The sequence below is a fragment of the Streptomyces sp. NPDC059851 genome, assembly GCF_042732005.1.
Lineage (GTDB): Bacteria > Actinomycetota > Actinomycetes > Streptomycetales > Streptomycetaceae > Streptomyces.
Genome location: NZ_JBHWJJ010000089.1, coordinates 3,070 through 20,734, shown reverse-complemented (window position 1 = coordinate 20,734; position 17,665 = coordinate 3,070). Strand labels below are relative to the sequence as shown.

Annotated in this window: 17 protein-coding genes and 1 pseudogene; 11 read left to right on the top strand and 7 right to left on the bottom strand. The window is 73.7% G+C overall.

Annotated features, from left to right (window positions below; all coding sequences use genetic code 11):
* Positions 1-7: 7 nt before the first annotated feature.
* Positions 8-1,246: a MurT ligase domain-containing protein gene (locus ACFV7Q_RS26095; RefSeq protein ID WP_385431801.1), complete on the bottom strand. Its 1,239-nt coding sequence runs from the start codon at positions 1,244-1,246 to the stop codon at positions 8-10.
* A 122-nt stretch (positions 1,247-1,368) separates the two neighbouring features.
* On the opposite strand from ACFV7Q_RS26095, the gene def reads away from it, so the two are divergent.
* On the top strand, positions 1,369-1,932 hold the full coding sequence (gene def, locus ACFV7Q_RS26090; RefSeq protein WP_385431800.1) for a peptide deformylase: 564 nt from the start codon (positions 1,369-1,371) through the stop codon (positions 1,930-1,932).
* Positions 1,933-2,010: 78 nt separating this feature from the next.
* Here the strand turns inward: def and ACFV7Q_RS26085 are convergent, their stop codons facing one another.
* On the bottom strand, positions 2,011-2,658 hold the full coding sequence (locus tag ACFV7Q_RS26085) for a TetR family transcriptional regulator (protein WP_385431798.1): 648 nt from the start codon (positions 2,656-2,658) through the stop codon (positions 2,011-2,013).
* 191 nt (positions 2,659-2,849) lie between these two features.
* On the opposite strand from ACFV7Q_RS26085, the gene ACFV7Q_RS26080 reads away from it, so the two are divergent.
* The gene (locus tag ACFV7Q_RS26080; RefSeq protein ID WP_385431797.1) at positions 2,850-4,079 is read left to right on the top strand and encodes an acyl-CoA dehydrogenase family protein; all 1,230 of its coding nucleotides are present in this window, start codon (positions 2,850-2,852) and stop codon (positions 4,077-4,079) included.
* Positions 4,080-4,166: 87 nt separating this feature from the next.
* Here the strand turns inward: ACFV7Q_RS26080 and ACFV7Q_RS26075 are convergent, their stop codons facing one another.
* Complete coding sequence (locus tag ACFV7Q_RS26075) at positions 4,167-4,997, bottom strand: hypothetical protein (RefSeq protein WP_385431795.1); 831 nt, start codon at positions 4,995-4,997, stop codon at positions 4,167-4,169.
* Positions 4,998-5,059: 62 nt separating this feature from the next.
* The gene (locus ACFV7Q_RS26070) at positions 5,060-5,497 is read right to left on the bottom strand and encodes an SRPBCC family protein (protein WP_385431793.1); all 438 of its coding nucleotides are present in this window, start codon (positions 5,495-5,497) and stop codon (positions 5,060-5,062) included.
* A gap of 155 nt (positions 5,498-5,652) precedes the next feature.
* Between ACFV7Q_RS26070 and ACFV7Q_RS26065 the strand changes: the two genes are divergently transcribed.
* Positions 5,653-5,838, top strand: a complete 186-nt coding sequence (locus tag ACFV7Q_RS26065) for a DUF5999 family protein (protein WP_385431792.1) — start codon at positions 5,653-5,655, stop codon at positions 5,836-5,838.
* Positions 5,839-5,997: 159 nt separating this feature from the next.
* Here ACFV7Q_RS26065 and ACFV7Q_RS26060 read toward each other — a convergent pair whose 3' ends face one another.
* On the bottom strand, positions 5,998-8,097 hold the full coding sequence (locus ACFV7Q_RS26060) for an ATP-binding protein (RefSeq protein WP_385431790.1): 2,100 nt from the start codon (positions 8,095-8,097) through the stop codon (positions 5,998-6,000).
* A gap of 86 nt (positions 8,098-8,183) precedes the next feature.
* Positions 8,184-9,143, bottom strand: coding sequence for a fibronectin type III domain-containing protein (locus ACFV7Q_RS26055; RefSeq protein ID WP_385431788.1), 960 nt, complete (start codon positions 9,141-9,143; stop codon positions 8,184-8,186).
* 241 nt (positions 9,144-9,384) lie between these two features.
* Here ACFV7Q_RS26055 and ACFV7Q_RS26050 point away from each other — a divergent pair, with 241 nt between their 5' ends.
* The 8 genes from ACFV7Q_RS26050 (at position 9,385) to ACFV7Q_RS26015 (ending at position 17,385) form a co-directional block, all read left to right on the top strand.
* Positions 9,385-10,992: an ABC transporter substrate-binding protein gene (locus ACFV7Q_RS26050; protein ID WP_385431787.1), complete on the top strand. Its 1,608-nt coding sequence runs from the start codon at positions 9,385-9,387 to the stop codon at positions 10,990-10,992.
* Positions 10,993-11,024: 32 nt separating this feature from the next.
* Positions 11,025-11,990, top strand: a complete 966-nt coding sequence (locus ACFV7Q_RS26045) for an ABC transporter permease (RefSeq protein WP_385431786.1) — start codon at positions 11,025-11,027, stop codon at positions 11,988-11,990.
* Entirely contained in the window at positions 11,983-12,930 is a 948-nt protein-coding gene (locus tag ACFV7Q_RS26040) for an ABC transporter permease (RefSeq protein ID WP_385431785.1), read from the top strand. The genes ACFV7Q_RS26045 and ACFV7Q_RS26040 overlap by 8 nt, the downstream gene beginning before the upstream one ends.
* Entirely contained in the window at positions 12,927-13,979 is a 1,053-nt protein-coding gene (locus ACFV7Q_RS26035; RefSeq protein ID WP_385431783.1) for an ABC transporter ATP-binding protein, read from the top strand. Before ACFV7Q_RS26040 ends, ACFV7Q_RS26035 begins: the two co-directional genes overlap by 4 nt.
* Positions 13,972-14,631, top strand: a complete 660-nt coding sequence (locus tag ACFV7Q_RS26030; RefSeq protein WP_385431781.1) for an ABC transporter ATP-binding protein — start codon at positions 13,972-13,974, stop codon at positions 14,629-14,631. The genes ACFV7Q_RS26035 and ACFV7Q_RS26030 overlap by 8 nt, the downstream gene beginning before the upstream one ends.
* A 98-nt stretch (positions 14,632-14,729) precedes the next feature.
* The gene (locus ACFV7Q_RS26025) at positions 14,730-14,924 is read left to right on the top strand and encodes a hypothetical protein (RefSeq protein ID WP_385431825.1); all 195 of its coding nucleotides are present in this window, start codon (positions 14,730-14,732) and stop codon (positions 14,922-14,924) included.
* Positions 14,925-15,064: 140 nt separating this feature from the next.
* Positions 15,065-16,633 (top strand): hypothetical protein, encoded by a 1,569-nt coding sequence (locus ACFV7Q_RS26020; RefSeq protein ID WP_385431779.1) that lies wholly within the window; start codon positions 15,065-15,067, stop codon positions 16,631-16,633.
* Positions 16,634-16,707: 74 nt separating this feature from the next.
* The gene (locus tag ACFV7Q_RS26015) at positions 16,708-17,385 is read left to right on the top strand and encodes a DUF2278 family protein (RefSeq protein WP_385431777.1); all 678 of its coding nucleotides are present in this window, start codon (positions 16,708-16,710) and stop codon (positions 17,383-17,385) included.
* A gap of 76 nt (positions 17,386-17,461) precedes the next feature.
* Here the strand turns inward: ACFV7Q_RS26015 and ACFV7Q_RS26010 are convergent.
* Positions 17,462-17,665, bottom strand: a pseudogene (locus ACFV7Q_RS26010) (hypothetical protein); the annotation flags it as partial.

Sequence of the window (17,665 nt, the reverse complement as noted above, 5' to 3'; positions counted from 1 at the left end):
CCCGGTGCTAGTTGCCGACCCGGCGGCGGACGTCCTGGAAGGCGGTGTAGTTGGCGATCAGCTCGATCTGCCCGGGCGGCGCCAGCTGCACGGCCTCGTCGAGGGTCTCGCAGACCCGGAAGTCCAGGCCAGCGACCTCCAGCCGGACCGCCAGGTCCAGCCTGCGGTCGCCGATCACGAAGATCGGGTGGCCGGCGAGGCGCGGGTAGTCGACGTCCCACAGCCAGGAGGTGTCGGTGCCGTCGGCCCCGCGCGCGTTCACCGACAGGATCACCGGGGCCGGAGGCTGGTCGATCAGCGAAAACGTTTCGAGCCAGCCCGCCGGGTTCTTCGCGAGCAGCAGCCGCAGCTCACGGCCCTGGAAGGAGACCACGTCGTAGCGCCCGGCGACGGCCTGCACCTGGTACATCCGCTCCAGCGCCACCTGCGGCGGCACGCCGAAGACGGCGGCCACGGCGGCCGAGGTGGCCGCGTTCGCCTTGTTGGCGCGGCCGGGCAGCTGGAGGTGGATCGGCCAGGCCGAGCCGTGCGGGTCCAGCACGTGGTCTCCGGAGAGCACCCAGGTCGGGGTGGGGCGGCGGAAACCGCACTCGCCGCAGAACCAGTCGTCGCCGGGGCGCTGCATCACGCCGCCGCAGGAGGGGCACGACCAGGCGTCGTCCTTCCACTCCTGACCGGCGGCGACCCAGACCACGTTCTGCGAGGACGAGGCCGACCACACGATCAGCGGGTCGTCGCAGTTCGCGACGATGACCGCCTTCGAGCCCGTGAGGCCCTCGCGCCACTTCTCCGCGAGCATGCGGGTCTCGGCGGCCCGGTCCAGCTGGTCGCGGGAGAGGTTCAGCAGGGCGATCACCTTCGGGGTGACGTCCCGGGCCACTCCGGCCAGGTACTTCTCGTCGACCTCGATGACGCCGTACTTGGCGTCCGACCCGCCCGCGAGGGCGGAGGTGATGCCCGCCGGCATGTTCGCGCCGAGGGCGTTGGAGACCACCGGGCCGCTGGCCCGCAGGGCCTCGGCGATCAGTCGGGTCGTCGTGGTCTTTCCGTTGGTGGCGGAGACGAGGACGACGTCGAGATGCTGCGCGAGCGCTCCGAGGAGATCGGGGTCGAGTTTGAGTGCGACCTTGCCGCCGATCACCGATCCGCTTCCGCGTCCCGCGGCCCGCGACACCGCCGCCGCGGCCCTGCCTGCCGTCACGGCCAGTTTGGCCCGCGGCGAAAGCGGCTCTGTGTTGCCTGCCATCGTCCCTTGTCCTCCTTGCGTCGACCGGCCCCAGCCTATCCAGTGCCGGCCGGGGCCCTGACCGCGGCGCCCCAGGTCGCCGCGGATCTCCTCATATATTCGCCCGTCGTACCCTTACGGCCATGCGACAGCGCGTCATCCCCGGGACCACCGGCACCGTCCGCACCATGAGCCTCCTGGGCGAGCCGGTGCTCCATTCGGCCTGCGCGGAGGTCACCGAGTTCGGCCCGGCCCTCGACCGACTGATCGAGGACATGTTCGCCACGATGTACGCGGCCCAGGGCGTCGGCCTCGCCGCGAACCAGATCGGGGTCGGGCAACGGGTCTTCGTCTACGACTGCCCCGACGACGAGGACGTCCGGCACGTCGGCCACATCGTCAACCCGCGCCTCGCGGAGGCCGACGGGGACGAGTTCCTCGGTCCGGAGGGCTGCCTGTCACTGCCCGGCCTGGAGGCGGGCACGGCCCGGTTCGACCGCGCGGTGGTCGAGGGCGTCACCTCGGACGGCACACCGGTGCGGATCACCGGCAGCGGGTTCTTCGCCCGCTGCCTGCAGCACGAGTGCGACCACCTCGACGGCACGGTCTACGCGGAGCGGGTCACCGGGCTGCGGGCCCGGCGGCTGCGCCGCGCGATCCGCAGGACGCCCTGGGGTGCGCGGGGCGCGCACGTCCTGGACGTCTGAGCCGTCCCGGCCGTCTGAGCCGTCCCGGCCGGCTGCCGGGGCTCGGGTGGGCGGGCGCCGCCCGCGCGGCCGCAGCGGCTAGAAGCCGGGCCCGTCGGCCCGGTCGCCCGCCGTGGCCAGCCGGCCCCACAGCAGGTCGGTCAGGCCGGACACCAACTCGGCGCGGCCGCAGGGGCGTTCGCCCAGCCACCAGTCCCCGGCCGCGTGCATCATGCCGACGATCCCGTGCCCCCAGATACGGGCCAGGCGGTCCCCGTCGGGCCCGAGGTCCACGCGCTCGCTGATCACCTCGGCCAGCTCCTCGCCGAGCCGCCGCAGCAGCGGGGCCGAGTGCCGGCCGACGTCGAAGCCGTGCTCGACGCTGTGCGAGTCCTCGGTGGGGTGCATCAGGAACCGGTAGACCTGCGGGCGGGCCTCGATGGCCGCCAGGTAGGTGTCGAGGGTGGACTCGACCCGGCTGCGGCGCTCGGCGGGCGCGTCGAGCGCGGCCCGCAGCGAGTCGAGCAGGGCGTCGGTGTGCCGGACGGCCAGGGCCTGGTAGAGGCCGGCCTTGTCGCCGAAGTGCCGGTAGAGGATCGGCTTGGTGATGCCGGCCTCCGCGGCGATGGCGTTCATGGATGCCTTGGGCCCGTCCCTGAGGACGACCCGGTCGGCCGCTTCGAGCAGCTCCCGCCGACGGCGCTCGGCCGTACCCGGTTCGCCGGCCTGTTGCTGCGTGGTCTCCATGACGTGTTCTCTCCCCGCCCTTGCGATGGTGCCTGACGCCCACGCAACGTAACACCCCGCGCACCTCGGCCACCGAATCGGCCGCGCCGCGGGCCGTCGTGCTTGACAGTCGCTACTCGCCGGTAACAGACTGTCGCCACCATCGAGGTTACCGCCAGTAACGCACTGGGGGATGCACAGTTGGAGGGGACGTGGCGGAGTTCACCATGGAGCTCAACGACGACCAGAAGCAGGTGCGGGACTGGATCCACGGCTTCGCCGCCGACGTCATCCGGCCCGCGGCCGCGGAATGGGACGAGCGTGAGGAGACTCCCTGGCCCGTCATCCAGGAGGCTGCCAAGGTCGGCATCTACTCCCTCGACTTCTACGCCCAGCAGTACTTCGACCCGACCGGCCTCGGCGTCCCCGTGGCGATGGAGGAACTGTTCTGGGGGGACGCGGGCATCGCACTGTCGATCGTCGGCACCGGGCTCGCCGCCATCGGCGTCCTCGCCAACGGCACAGAGGAGCAGATCGGCACCTGGATCCCGCAGATGTACGGCACCCCGGACGACGTGAAGGTCGCCGCCTTCTGCTCCTCCGAGCCGGACGCCGGCTCCGACGTCGGCTCCATGCGCACCCGGGCCGTGTACGACCGGGCCAAGGACGAATGGGTCCTCAACGGCACCAAGACCTGGGCGACCAACGGCGGCATCGCGAACGTCCACATCGTCGTCGCCGTCGTCGATCCGGAGCTCGGCACCAAGGGCCACGCCTCCTTCATCGTCCCGCCGAACACCCCCGGCCTCGCCCAGGGCCAGAAGTTCAAGAAGCACGGCATCCGCGCCTCGCACACCGCCGAGGTGGTGCTGGAGGACGTGCGGATCCCCGGGTCCTGCCTGCTCGGCGGCAAGGAGAAGCTGGACGAACGGCTCGCCCGGGCCCGGGAGAAGGCGAAGGCGGGGGGCGGCGAGAGGGTGAAGAACGCCGCCATGGCCACCTTCGAGGCCTCCCGGCCCGCGGTCGGTGCGATGGCGGTCGGGACGGCCCGCGCCGCGTACGAGGTGGCCCTCGACTACGCGCGGACCCGGACCCAGTTCGGCCGCCCGATCATCGACAACCAGGGCGTGGCCTTCCAGCTCGCCGACATGCGCACCCAGATCGACGCGGCCCGGCTGCTCGTGTGGCGCGCCTCCTGGATGGCCGTCGCGGGCAAGCCGTTCACCTCGGCGGAGGGCTCGATGTCGAAGCTGTTCGCCAGCGAGGTGGCCAAGAAGGTCACCGCGCAGGCCGTCCAGATCCTCGGCGGCAACGGCTTCACCCGCGAGTACCCCGTGGAGCGCATGCACCGGGACGCGGCCATCTACACGATCTTCGAAGGGACGAGCGAGATCCAGCGGCTGGTGATCGCCCGCACCCTCTCCGGGATGCCCATCCGATAGCGCGGCGGCGGACCCGCGGTGCCCCCGGCGCCCGCCGCCCGGGGCAGCGGCGTCCTGCTCGCTACCCGCGCAGCGGCGTCCTGCTCGCTACCCGCGCAGCGGCGTCAAGCAGTGCAGCTTGGTGCCGTCGGCGCTGTACTCAGGCTTGGCGAGGAAGTCCCGCGGGCCGCACCAGTCCGCGTCCGTGGGCTGCTTGCTGACGCGGTACTCGGCATTGGCCGAGCCGCAGTCCGTGACCAGCAGCTTCTGGTTCTTCAGGTCCCCCTCGTTGCGGACGCAGCTGCCGACGATCAGCGGCGCCGGCTTGTCGTCCCCGTCCCCGGCCAGGATGCCGAGCACCACCAGGGTCGGCAGCGCGAAGGAGACCAGTACGGCCGCGGCGATCAGGAGCAGCGCCGGCGGCCGCCGCCACAGCGGCTTTCCCGGGTCGAGCGGCCGCAGGATGGCCCCCGCCGGGGGAGCCAGCCGGTAGTAGGCCGCCCGGGGGCCGAGGTTCATCAGCAGCGTGACGGGCGTGATGAACAGCGACAGCGGGCCCCACCAGCCCTGCCACAGGGTGTCGGACTGCATCCGGCGGTAGGTGGCGATCCCGCAGTCGCGGCAGAGCGGGCCCTCCGTCCGCAGGAACCGCATCAGGACGAGCATCCCCTGGTGTCCGCGCACCGTGCCCGGGGCGGCGGGCACCGCCCCGCAGATCCGACAGTCGTACCCCGGCGGCTGGCCCGGGTCCGGTCCGTACGGGCCTACCTGCGGCTGCGGAACGGCGTACGGGCCCGGCTGCTGCGGCACCGCGTACGGGCCGGCGCCGGGGCCCGGGACGTGCGGGCCGGGCGCGCCGGGCGGGCCGAAGGGCGAGCCCTGCTGCGGGCTGTACGGGGGGTACGGGCCCGCGCCGTGCTGCGGGGGCGGAGTGGCCACGGGTTTCTCCTCGGTCTGGCGGTGACGCCGGGTCGGTGATCACGGAACCCTAGCCCGGAACGTCATGTACGCAGCAGACGCTCCAGCGCCCGCCCGAACAGCAGCCGGCCCGCCACCGCGACCAACGGGTCGAACGCGCGGCCCAGCCCGCGCACCCGCAGCTCCTCCACCCAGCGGACCTCCGCCCCGCCCCCGGTGAGCGGGCGGACCTCGATCTGCGCCCAGCCCAGGACCACGCGCCCGCGCTTGACCAACCGGGCCCGTCCCGCGGCCGCCCCGGCCGGAGGCTGCCAGACCACGACCTCCATCGGGTCGTCGAACGTGATCCTGCCCACTCCCGTCCGGGCCGTGAAGCGGGTCCCGACGTGCGTCGGCGGCGCCGTCTCCATGATCGTCCGGGTGAGCGGGACCTGTGCGCCGTGCCGTTCCCAGTCCGTGAGCCGCTGCCAGGCCTCCGCCGCCGGCAGACACGTACGGTGAACGATCCGGATACCGGGCATGAGCGCATGGTAACCGGGCATACACACCCTGAACTGGACCGCCGATATGGGTTCCGTCCGAGGGTGGCGATCAGCAATACTCACGGCCACCGTGGATCGCGGAATCGACCGGGTGACCACCGGCCCTCCCGCACCACACAGCGAGGAGGTGCGCCATGTGCTCCCACCAGCCCCCCTGCCCGTCCGCCGACAGTCCGGACCACGACGCCGCCCGCATTGTGGCCTCCCACCCCGAACAGGGCTGGAGCCTGCTCTGCAACGGCCTGTTGGTCTTCGACGACACCGGCGAACTGCTCCCCGACGGCCGCGTGGTGGAACCCCGCCGCCCGGCCCTGGTCTGAGCGAGGAGGCCGCATGCGCCAACAGCTGATCCGCAAGCCCGTCCCCAAACCCGCACCCCGAGACCTGGACCTGCGCACACCGTCGGGCAGAACCCTCCCGTACTGACGGGAGGCCACGACCGCAGCAGCCCGGGACGTCCGCGGCCCGCCGGCTGCCGGTCAGCCGGTGGGTGCCGCCGCCCCGCCCCGGAAGGCAATCTCGAAGGCCGCGTCGCCGATCGCCGCACGGGCCTGCCGCTCGCCCTGCTCCCGCAGGGCCGTCAACGAGGGTGAGCCCAGCTGGGGCCGCCCCACCGTGCGCCACCACGCGTGACCCGTGCCCAGCAGCCGGGCCGCCAGCTCTCCGTCGCCCAGCGCCGCGACCGCCGCCGCGAGCAGGTCCAGGCCGAGCGCGATCCCGATGCGGTCGCCGAGCAGCCGCTTCCCCGACAGCATGGCCCGCACGTGCCGGGACGCCTCCTCGTGATGGCCCAGCCCGAGGGCCGCGACGGCCAGCACGTAGTCCGCGTACGCCCGCAGCCACCGCTCGTCCAGGTCCGCGCACGCCTCGCGCAGCCCCCGGGCCTCCTCGGCCGCCTCCTCGAACCGCTGGAGGTCGCACAGGGCGTAACAGGACACGAGCCGGCACATCAGCAGGCCCGGGCTGTCCTCCCGCCCCCCGAGCCGGGCCCGTGCCCGGGGGCCCACCAGTTCCAGCGCCCGCAACGGGTCCCCCGGCAGCATCAGGGACACCGCGAGCAGGTGGGTGGCCCGCAATCGCGCCTCCCGGTCCGCGAGCCGGTCCGCGACCCGGGCGCACTCCTCGCCGAGCTTGCGGGCGCTGTCCATGTCCCCCTGGAGCACGGCGGTCAGCCCGAGCGCCCACACCCCCTGGGCGTACCCGTCCGCCTGCTGCGGGGCGGCCCGTAGGGCCCGCTCCAGAAAGCCACGGCCCTCGTGCACGTGCCCGCAGGAGAACCAGAAGAACCACAGGGCTCCAGCCGTTTCCAGGGCGGCCGCCGGGTCGGTGCCGAGCAGGTGTTCCAGAGCCGTCCGCAGCTGCGGGTGCTCGGCGGTCATCCTGCGGTACCAGTCCACCTGGCGCGGGCCCATCCAGCCGCGGTCCGCGGCCCGGCTCAGGGCCGCGTACCAGTGGGCGTGCCGGTCGGCGACCACCCGCACCTCGCCGAGCTCGGCCAGCCAGTCGTGCCCGTACTCGCGGATCGTGTCCAGCATCCGGTAGCGGGCTCCCGCGCCACGCTCCTGCGTCCGCCGGACCACGGACTTGGCCACCAGCCCGGCCAGCACCCGTTCCACGCGGGCCGCCGACAGCGGGCCTCCCGAGCACACCGTCCTGGCGGCGGCCACGTCGAAGTCGCCGGTGAAGACGGACAGCCGGGCCCACAGCAGCCGCTCCACCGGCTCGCACAGCTCGTGGCTCCAGCCGATCGCGGTGCGCATCGTGCGGTGGCGGGGCATCAGAGTGGCCGCCCGGTCGTCGGACAGGACGTCGAACCGCGCGCCGAGGCGCTGCACCATCTGCTCCAGCGTCCACACCCGCAGCCGCGCCCCGGCCAGTTCCAGGGCGAGGGGGATCCCGTCGAGGCGCCGGCACACCTGGGCGGCGAGGGCGGCCCGCTCGGGGTCGTCGAATGCCGCCACGGCCTTCGGGGTCGCGGACAGGGCGGCGGCACGGAACAGGGCGAGGGCATCGCTGTCGGGACCCTCGCACGGCAGCGGGCAGATCTCCACGAGCTGCTCGCAGGGGCTGCCGAGGGGCTCCCGTGAGGTGACCAGGACCGTCAGTCCCGGTGCGGACTGCAGGAGTTCGCCGACGAGGTGGCGGCACTCGCCCACCATGTGCTCGCAGGTGTCGAGGACGAGGAGGAGCTCCCGGTCGGCCATCCACGCGCACAGTTCCTCGTCGAGCGGGCGCGGCGAGTGGTCGGCCAGTCCGACCGCGTGGGCGACGGTCATGGTGAGCAAGGAGGGGTCGCGCAGCGGCGAGAGGTCCACCCACCACACCCCGTCGGGCCGCGCCTGTTCGGCGTCGGCGACGGCGCGGAGGGCGAGGCGGGACTTGCCGACGCCACCCACGCCGGTGAGGGTGATCAGCCGCTGTGTGCGCAAGAGGCAGTGGAGCTCGGCGAGTTCGTCCTCCCGACCGATGAAGCCGGCCGGTTCCGGCGGCAGTCCGCCCGGTGCGTGGTTTCCCGCTGGATCGGGGTCGCCGTCCGCGGAATCCGCCCGTCTGTTGTTGAACGAGTACTCTCCGAACACGGATGTATTGTGCGTGATCTTCCTTACCCGACGCGCCGTTCCGTCCGTATCGCTGTCACGTCACCGGTACGGGTGCTCTCCCGTCCTCACCCGGTCAGTACGATGCGCCGCTGCGCCGAGAACGCCCCCCAACGGCCGTCCGGCAGGCGGGCGCGCAGCTTCAGCTCCCAGGTAGTGCCTGGCGGTTCGGCCACGGTGAGCCGGTGCTCCGTGCGGCCGCCCGCCACGGCACCGGCACCGAATTGGATGACGGTGACGGGCCTGCCGTTGACGTGGAGCTCGTACTCCGTGGTCGGCCGGCCCGTGTCGGGGGCGGTCCAGGTGAGGGTGACGCCACCGGGGGAGGCGGTGGCGGTGAAGTCCGCGGGTTCGGTTCCGGGGCCCCGGCCGGGCGCGGACGCGGTGGTGACCTCCGCCGCCGGGCCGTCGGGGGAGGAGTTGTCCGCGCCGTCGCGCGCCCGGACGGTGAAGGTGTAGGCCGTGTCCGGCTGGAGATCGGTGAGGGTGGTGGAGGTCTCGCCCGGTCCTGCGGTGTGGATCCGGACGCCGCCCTGGTAGACGTCGTACGCCGTCACCCCCGTGTCGTCGGAGGCGGCGGACCAGGACACGACGGCCGAACGGGGCCCGTCGGCGCGGGCCGTGGTGCGGGCGGGGGCGGTGGGGGGCTCGCGGTCCTCGGCCCGGGCGGCGGGGGTGGTGGCGGCGGCCTCGGCGCTGGGGGCGGAGGTGTTCCCGGAGGCGTCCCGGGCCCGGACCGTGAAGGCGTACGCGGTCTGCGGGGTGAGGCCCGTGATGTCCACCATGGTCCTGCCCGCCGGGAGTTCGCGCACCAGCCGGCCGGCGTCGAAGACCTGGTAGTTCGTGACCCCTTCGGTCGCGGGGGCCGCCTGCCACATGACGTGCACGGAGGTGGCGCTACCGGCCTGCGCGGTGATCCCGGAGGGGGCGGCCGGGGCCGTGGTGTCGGCGGAGGCGCAGGCGGTGAGCCCGGCAGCGGCGCAGACGGCGGCCAGGCCGAGGGCGGGCAGGGGAACGGGGCTTCGCACGGGGCCTTCCTCGACTCGGGCTTCCTCGTGGTCCTCGTAAAGGTCTAGACATGTATGGCACGGGGGCGGGCGTCGGGGCAAGACCCTTGCGGTGGGCGGTCCCGCGGGGTGCCGGCTTGCCCGGTTCGTCGTCCTCTGATCACCTCTGGCATTATTGCGATCGCTTTGCAATAGCAGCTGGTCTTGAGCTGCTCAAAGCCAGCAACACCAGGCAAACGGCAACACCAGGGAAGTGCACAGCATGACGGCCCGGACAGCACGGGGAGCACGGGGAGCGGCCGCGGCGACGCTGGCCGCCGCACTCATCGCAGGGGCGACCGCCTGCTCCAACCCCTCCGGGGGGACGGCGACCGGACCCGGCGGCGACTCTGCCGTCCTCGGCATCGCCAACGAACCCGAGACCCTCAGCCCCCTCCTCGGCTACGGCAAGGACGGCAACTCCAAGGTCTTCGACGGGCTGCTCACCCACGACGCCGCCATGAAGCTCCAGCCCGCCCTGGCCCGGTCCCTCCCGGAGGTCTCCGCGGACGGGCTCACCTACACCTACCGGCTCCGCCCGGGCGTGAAGTTCAGCGACGGCACGCCCTTCACCGCCAAGGACGTCGTCTTCACCTACCGCACGATCCTCGACCCGAAGACGAACAACGCCTCCCGGACCGAGCTCGACGCGATCGCGGACGTGGCACAGCAGGGCGACGACACCGTCGTCTTCACGCTGAAGTACCCCTACGCGCCGTTCGCCGAGCGCACCGTCCTGCCCATCGCCCCCGAGCACGTCGCCGGCCGCCAGGACGTCAACAGCGGCGATTTCACCACCCGCCCGATCGGTACCGGCCCCTACCTGCTCACCGGCTGGTCCAAGGGCGAGAAGCTCACGTTCAGGGCCAACCCCTCCTACTGGGGCGGGGAGCCGGCGGTGAAGAAGCTCACCATGGCCGTGATCAAGGACGATGACGTCCGCGCCACCCGGCTCCGCTCCGGCGAACTCGACGCGGCGGTCCTGCCGCCCAACCTCGCCAAGGGCTTCGCCGGGGACAAGGCCCGCAGGATCCACACCGCCAAGTCCTTCGACCACCGCAGCGTCACCCTGCCCACCGCCCACCCCGTCACCGGCGACCCGGCGGTCCGCCGGGCCCTGGACGCCGCCGTGAACCGCACGGCCATGGTCGACAAGCTGCTGGAGGGCGCCGGAAAGCCCGCCTACGGGCCCGTCCCCACCGACAGCCCCTGGTTCACCGCCGGCACCGAGCGCACGTACGACCTCGACGGGGCGAAGAAGATCCTCGATGACGCAGGCTGGAAGCCGGGCGACGACGGCATCCGCCGCAAGGACGGGGTCCGCGCCTCCTTCCCCCTCTGGTACACCTCCGGCGACAAGATCCGCCAGGACCACGCGCTCGCCTTCGCCTCCGACGCCAAGAAGGCCGGCATCGAGGTCAAAGCCGAGGCCGGGACCTGGGAGGTCATCGAACCGCGGATGAAGACGGACGCCGTCCTCGCCGGCGGCGGCTCCCCGGCCGACCCCGACTTCGACCAGTACCCCCTCCTGCACTCCTCCCTCGCCGGCGACGGCTTCAACAACATGGCCCGGTACGCGAACCCGGCCGTCGACCGCGCCCTCGACGACGCCCGCAGGAGCGCCGACCCGGCCGCCCGCAAGGCGGCGTACGACACCGTCCAGCGCGAGCTCGTGAACGACCCGGGCTACGTCTTCCTCACCCACATCGACCACCTGTACGTCGTGGCCGACCGGTGGGAGGACCTGAGCACCCAGGTCGAGCCGCACGACCACGGCCTCGGCGCCGGACCGTGGTGGAACGTCGAGCACTGGAAGCCCAAGCAGAAGTGACCCCCCGCTCCGGCCGCCTCCCCTGGGCGCCGATGGCACGCATGGCGGGGCGGCGGCTCCTGCTCGCCGCCCCCGTCCTGCTCGCCGTCACGTTCGCGGTCTTCGCCGTCGCCGCACTGTCCCCGTTCGACCCCGTCAAGGCCTACGCCGGCACCGCCGGCCTCACCGCCACCCGGGCCGAACTCGACCAGCTCCGCGCCAACCTGGGCGTCGACCAGCCGCTCGTCCACCGCTGGTGGGAGTGGCTCGGCTCGGCGCTCACCGGCGACCTCGGCACCTCCGCGACCCTGCGCCAGCCCGTCGCCGACGTGATCGCCGAACGCGTCGGCTGGTCGGCCCTGCTCGCCGCCACGGCCTTCGCGGCGGCCGTCCTGGCCGGAACCGTCCTCGGCGTCCTCGCCGCCCGCCGACCGCGCGGCCCGCTCGACCGGGCGGTCTCCGCCCTCGCCTACACCCTTGAGGCGGCCCCGGCGTTCTGGCTCGGACTGCTCGCCGTCTGGCTGTTCTCCGTACACCTGGGCGCCCTTCCCTCCGGCGGCCTGACCGACGCCGACAGCGAGGTCGTCACCGCCGGACAAGTCGCCCGCCACCTGGTCCTGCCCGCGCTCGTCCTCGGCCTGTCCCAGCTCCCCTGGTTCTTCCTGTACGTCCGCCAGGGCGTGGCCGACGCACTCGCCGAGGACCCCGTACGCGGGGCCCGGGCGCGGGGGCTGAGCGAGCGGCGGGTCCTGCTGGCGCACGGGCTGCGCGCCGGAATGCTGCCGGTGCTGACCCTGATCGGCTCGCGCGTACCGGAGCTGATCACCGGAGCGCTGCTGGTGGAGACAGTGTTCAGCTGGCCGGGCATCGCCGCCGCCACCGTGCAGGCGGCCACCTCGGTGGACTTCCCGCTGCTCGCGGCGCTCACCGTGCTCGCCACCGCCGCCGTGCTCGTCGGCAACCTGCTCTCCGACCTGCTGTACGGACTCGCCGACCCGAGGGTGGGCTTCGATGGCTGACCTGCAACCCGTAGCACCGACCACTGCCGGGACCGCTACCGCGGGGACTGCCGCGGTCTGGCGGCCGGCCGGCGGGGGCCCGCGCGGCCGTCGAGGCCGTCGCCGCCCGTCGGGTCCGCGCCCCGCCCGCGTGTCGCCGGCCGTTTGCGCCGCGCTGGTGGCCGCCACCGTCCTCGCCGCGCTGCTCGTCCCGCTGCTGGTGCCGTTCGACCAACAAGCCGTGGACCTGTCCGCGAAGCTCCTGCCGCCCACCCCCGCCCACCCCTTCGGCACCGACGACGTAGGCCGCGACCTGCTGCTGCGCTGCGTCCACGGGCTGCGCGTCTCGCTCCTCGTCGGACTGGTCGCCGCGCTCGCCGCCACCGTCATCGGCACCGCCGTCGGAGCCGCCGCCGGCGCCCTGGGCGGCTGGACCGACCGGCTGCTCATGCGGGTCGTGGACGGCTTCGCCTCCGTCCCGCACCTGCTGCTCGGCATCTTCGTCGTGGCCCTCTTCCGTCCCGGGGTGTGGCCGGTGGTGGTGTCCGTGGCGCTCACCCACTGGCTGTCCACCGCCCGGATCGTGCGCGCCGAGGTGCTCTCGCTGAAATCCCGGCCGTATCTGGACGCCGCCGTCTCCGGCGGCGCCTCCCGCTGGCGGGTCGCGGTCCGCCACCTGCTGCCGGGCGTGCTCCCCCAGGCCGGGCTGGCCGCCGTGCTCATGGTGCCGCACGCCATCTGGCACGAGTCCGCGCTGTCCTTCCTCGGCCTCGGCCTGCCCGCGCACCTGGCCAGCCTCGGCAGCCTGGTGCAGGCGGGCCGCGGTTCCCTGCTCGCCGGCCACTGGTGGCCCACGCTGTTCCCCGGCCTGTTCCTGATCGTGCCCACCCTCGCGATCGCCGGGCTGGCCGGAGCCTGGCGCGACCGCCTCCACCCCCGCCGCCGCTCGGAGCTGATGTGACCGCCCACGCTCCCGCCCCCGGAGCCGTCCCCGCCGACGCCCCCGTGCTCGACGTGCGCGGCCTCGGCGTCCGCTTCCGCATGCCCGGCGGGCAGTACGTGGCCGCCGTCAGCGACGTCTCGTTCCGGCTGGCACCCGGCAGCTGCCTGGCCCTGGTGGGGGAGAGCGGCTGCGGCAAATCGGTCCTGGCCTCCGCACTGCTCGGACTGCTCCCCGGCAACGCCGAGACCACCGGATCCGCACTGCTCCCCGACGGGCTCGACCTGCTCGCCGCCGACGAGGCCGTCCTCGCCCGCACCGTACGGGGCCGCCGCATCGGACTGGTCCCGCAGAGCCCCGCCGCCCACCTCACCCCGGTCCGCACGGTCCGCGCCCACCTGGAGGAGACCGTCCGCGCCCTCGCCGACCCGGCAGCAGTCCCGGCTTCCGGACCCCCGGCCGGGCCCCGCGGCGGCGCGCGCCGCCGCGGCTTCGCCGGCCGCGCCGAGCGCCGTGACCGGCTGCGCGCCGCCGCGGAACGGGCCGCCGCCCGGGCCGCGTTCCCCGAGACGCACCTCGACCGCCACCCCCACGAGCTCTCCGGTGGACTCGCCCAGCGCGCCGCCACGGCCCTCGCCCTGATCGGCGACGCCCCGCTGCTCCTCGCCGACGAGCCGACCACCGGCCTCGACCGAGACCTCGTCCACCGCACCGTGGACGAACTGCGCGCCCACACCCGCGACGCCGGCCGCGCCCTCCTGCTGATCACGCACGACCTCGCGGCGGCCCGGCGGATCGCGGACACCGTCGCCGTCATGTACGCCGGCCGGATCGTGGAGACCACCGGCGCCGACGCGTTCTTCGGCACCCCCGGCCCGCGCCACCCCTACGCCCGCGGCCTCCTCGACGCCCTCCCCGAGCGGGCCTTCACCCCCGTCCCCGGCGCCCCGCCCGAGCTCGGTGCCCTCCCGCCCGGCTGCGCCTTCGCCGCCCGCTGCCCCCGCACGGACACCCTGTGCCGCACCGAACGCCCCCGGTTCACCGAAGGGGTCGCCTGCCACCATGCTTGAGCTGACCGACATCACCGCCGGCTACGACCGCCGCCACCCCGTGGTCCGCGGTGCCCGCCTCACCCTGCACCCCGGGGAATCCCTCGGGCTCCTCGGGCCGAGCGGCTGCGGCAAGTCCACCCTCGCCCGGGTCGCCGCCCTGCTCCACCGCCCCGACCGCGGCACCGTCACCCTCGACGGCCACACCGTCACCGGCTTCCGCCACCGGGCCCCGCGCAGCCTGCGCACCTCCGTCGGCGTCGTGTTCCAGCAGCCCCGCCTCTCCGCCGACCCCCGGCTGCAGCTGCGCGACCTCGTTGCCGAACCCCTCCGGGCGACCGGCCGGCGCCGCGAGGCCGCCTCAGCGGTCGCCGCGCTGGCCGACCGGGTCGGCCTCGGCGCCGACCTGCTGGACCGGCGCCCCCACGAGGTCAGCGACGGCCAGCTGCAACGCGCCTGCGTCGCCCGGGCGCTGGTGCTGCGCCCGCGCTGGCTGGTGTGCGACGAGATGACCGCCATGCTCGACGCCTCCACCACGGCGGCCCTGGTCGGCGTGGTCGAGGAGTACCGGGCCGAGACCGGTGCCGGGCTCCTCGCCGTCGGACACGACCCCGTCCTGCTCGACCGCTGGTGCGACCGTACGACCCGCTGGAACGAGATCGTCAAGCATTGACCGTCCGTCACGGACGGTCAACACCCGTACGGCGGACACGGGTTTCGCCCGGGAGCACCCCTTCCTGCGCCACCATGGCGCCGCACAAGGAGGTACTGCTGGTGATTTCGCTGTCCGTTGCCGTCCTGCTCCTCGTCCTGGCATGGATCTTCATGCGCGGCGGGGGCCTCAAGTTCTCGCACGCCCTCGTCTGCGTGCTGCTCGGCTTCCAGCTCGCGAACAGCAGCATGGCGACGACCATCCACGAGGGCCTCGCGGCCACCGCCCAGGTCGTCTCCGGCATCGACCCGTGAATCCCGCGGTCACCGACCGTTGCGCCTTCGTGAACCATCCGGCACCTCCATGGACTCCTCGCCCGGGGCGCTCTAGCGTCGGCCGCGGCGCGACACCGAACGCATGGTCAACGAGCCCGAGGAGAACGGAGGGAAGCCGGATGGTGCGAAGAGCGCTGAACTGCGCCGCGGTCCCGGCCCTGATCGCCATGACCGTCCTGTACGGTGCCGCCCCCGCGCAGGCGGAGCCGATACCCAAGGCCCCCGGCCACCGGCTGGTCGACCGGTACCAGGGCAGCCCGGCGGCCGCCGCCCCGCTGCCCGGCCAGGCCCCGCCGCAACACCCCCACCTCGCGCCCAACGGCCGCAGCGGCATGCACTCCGACGCGGCCGGCAGCGCCACCTCCCCCTGGTCCGGCCCGCTCGGCAGGAACCCGCAGGTGACCAGCGAACGGATCGCCGCCCTCGGCGGTGAGTGCGCCACCGCCACCTTCGACGCGGGCGGCCGGCTGGTGACCGTGTGCGGCACCTTCTCCGGCTTCCGGGTCAAGCTGTTGGATCCCCGTACGCTCGCCACCCTCGCCGAACACCGGCTGCCGCAGCGGTCCTCCACCGTCGAGGCGATCACCACCCTCGACTTCTCGAAGATCTTCAAGGACACCTCGGGCGGCGCGTACTTCTACCTGGACGACCAGGACCGGGCCGTGCTGGCCGACTCCCGCCAGCACGTCCTGCGCCTGTCGCACTCCCGGAACGCGGACGGCAGCTGGAAGTTCACCGTCGACGACGACTGGGACCTCACCGGTCACGTCCCGCACGACTGCGCCGCCTGGACCGCCCCCCGCCCCAGCGGCGACTGCGATCCCGTCACCTCCGTGATGCCCGACTGGGACGGCCGCATCTGGTGGGTCACCCGACACGGCCGCGTGGGCACCGTGGACCCGGCGACCGGCGCGATCCGTTCCGTCCGGCTCGACGGCGAGGAGATCCAGAACTCCTTCTCGGTCGACGAGGACGGCGTGTCCATCGTCAGCGACCACGCCCTGTACGGCTTCCGTGCCGCCCCGGACGGCACCCCCGAGGTGCAGTGGCGCCAGACCTACGACCGGGGCACGGGCACCAAACCCGGCTCCGTCAACCAGGGCTCGGGCACCACCCCGGACCTCTTCGGCGACGGCTACGTCGCGATCACCGACAACGCCGACGACCGCATGAACGTCCTCGTGTTCCGGCGCGGTGCCGACGTGCCCGCCGACCGCCGGCTCGTCTGCCGGGTCCCGGTGTTCGGATCCGGCGCCTCGACCACCGACAACTCCCTGATCACCTGGGGCAACAGCATCGTCGTCGAGAACAACTACGGCTACGAGGACCCCACCAGCCTGCTGCTGGGCCGGTCCGTCGTCGGCGGAGTCACCCGGATCGACGTCCGCGCGGACGGCAGCGGCTGCGACACCGTGTGGCAGAGCCCGGTCCGCGCGCCCTCCGTCGTCCCGAAGCTCTCGACCGGGAACGGACTGCTGTACTTCTACGAGAAGGAGCCCCATGCCCGGGGCATCGACGCCTGGTACCTGACCGCGGTGGACTTCCGCACCGGCGAGCGCCGCTGGCGGCAGCTGACGGGTACGGGACCGCTGTACGACAACAACTGGGCCCCGATCACCCTCGGGCCGGACGGCACCGCGTACGTCGGGGTCTTCAACGGCATCGTCGCCGTCCGCGACGGGCACTGACGGGAGGGCCCGGGCAGGGTGGCCGACACGCCGCACCGTCCGCGGTCGCCACCGGCGAGTGGTTCACTGGCGGCATGCCCTTCGAGAACTACGGCGTGCTGTCCGGGACCCTGCACCGCCACTTCCGCGACCGGCCCGACGCCCAGGGCCGCTGGTTCCACGTGAACCTGGAGGTCGACGCGCCCGCCGGCCGCTACGCGGTCGCCGTCGACGTGGACAGCAAGAAGTCCGCGGTCGGCGTCGAGTGGAAGGTGCTCACCCTGCACCCCTCGGTGCTGGAGCCCGTGGACGCGCCGGCCCCCGGCTACCACGACCTGGCCCGCTCGTCCGGGTCGGGAGCCATCGACTACCTGCGCCACCCGGCCCTCGCCGACCACCCGGGCTGCCTCTTCCTGCCCCGCCCGCCGGCCTGGATCCAGCGGATCCGGGAGCGGATCAGCCCGGCCCGCCCGTGGACCGCGGGCAGCTACCTGGAGGCATCCGCCGCGCTGGAGCCGATCCTCGTGCCCGGCCGGTCCGTCCTCGTCTTCGGCGAGCCCTTCGACACGGGGCTCGGCATGCACAACGTCCACCAGAACCAGGGCGACCCGTACGGCAGCCAGTGGTGGGAGGAGAACGGCATCTGGCAGGACGGTGCCACGATGACCCGCCGCGGTGACGGCCTCTACGACGTCTTCCTGTCCCGTTTCTCCACCCAGTCCGGCGCCACCGACGACGACGGCCATCCCCTCCCGGCGCCGGGCACGGCGTAGGGGGAAAGCCGGCCGCCCCGGGCGGCGGTCCGCGGCGTGGTGCCGTGGCCGCCGCGCGGGGCGGGACGTGCGGGGGTCAGCCGCGGGGCGGGACCTGCGGCGGGCGGCCCCGGCCGCGGGTGAGGGAGTGGCCGAAGACCCCCGCCAGGGCGGCCAGTACGCCGCCCGCCGCGGTCCAAACCCAGCGGTCGGACCAGCGGCCGCTCGACCAGCCGCCGTCCGGCTCGCCGACGGCGGCCGGCCGCGCCCTACCCACCTAATAACCGGCAACCACACCCCC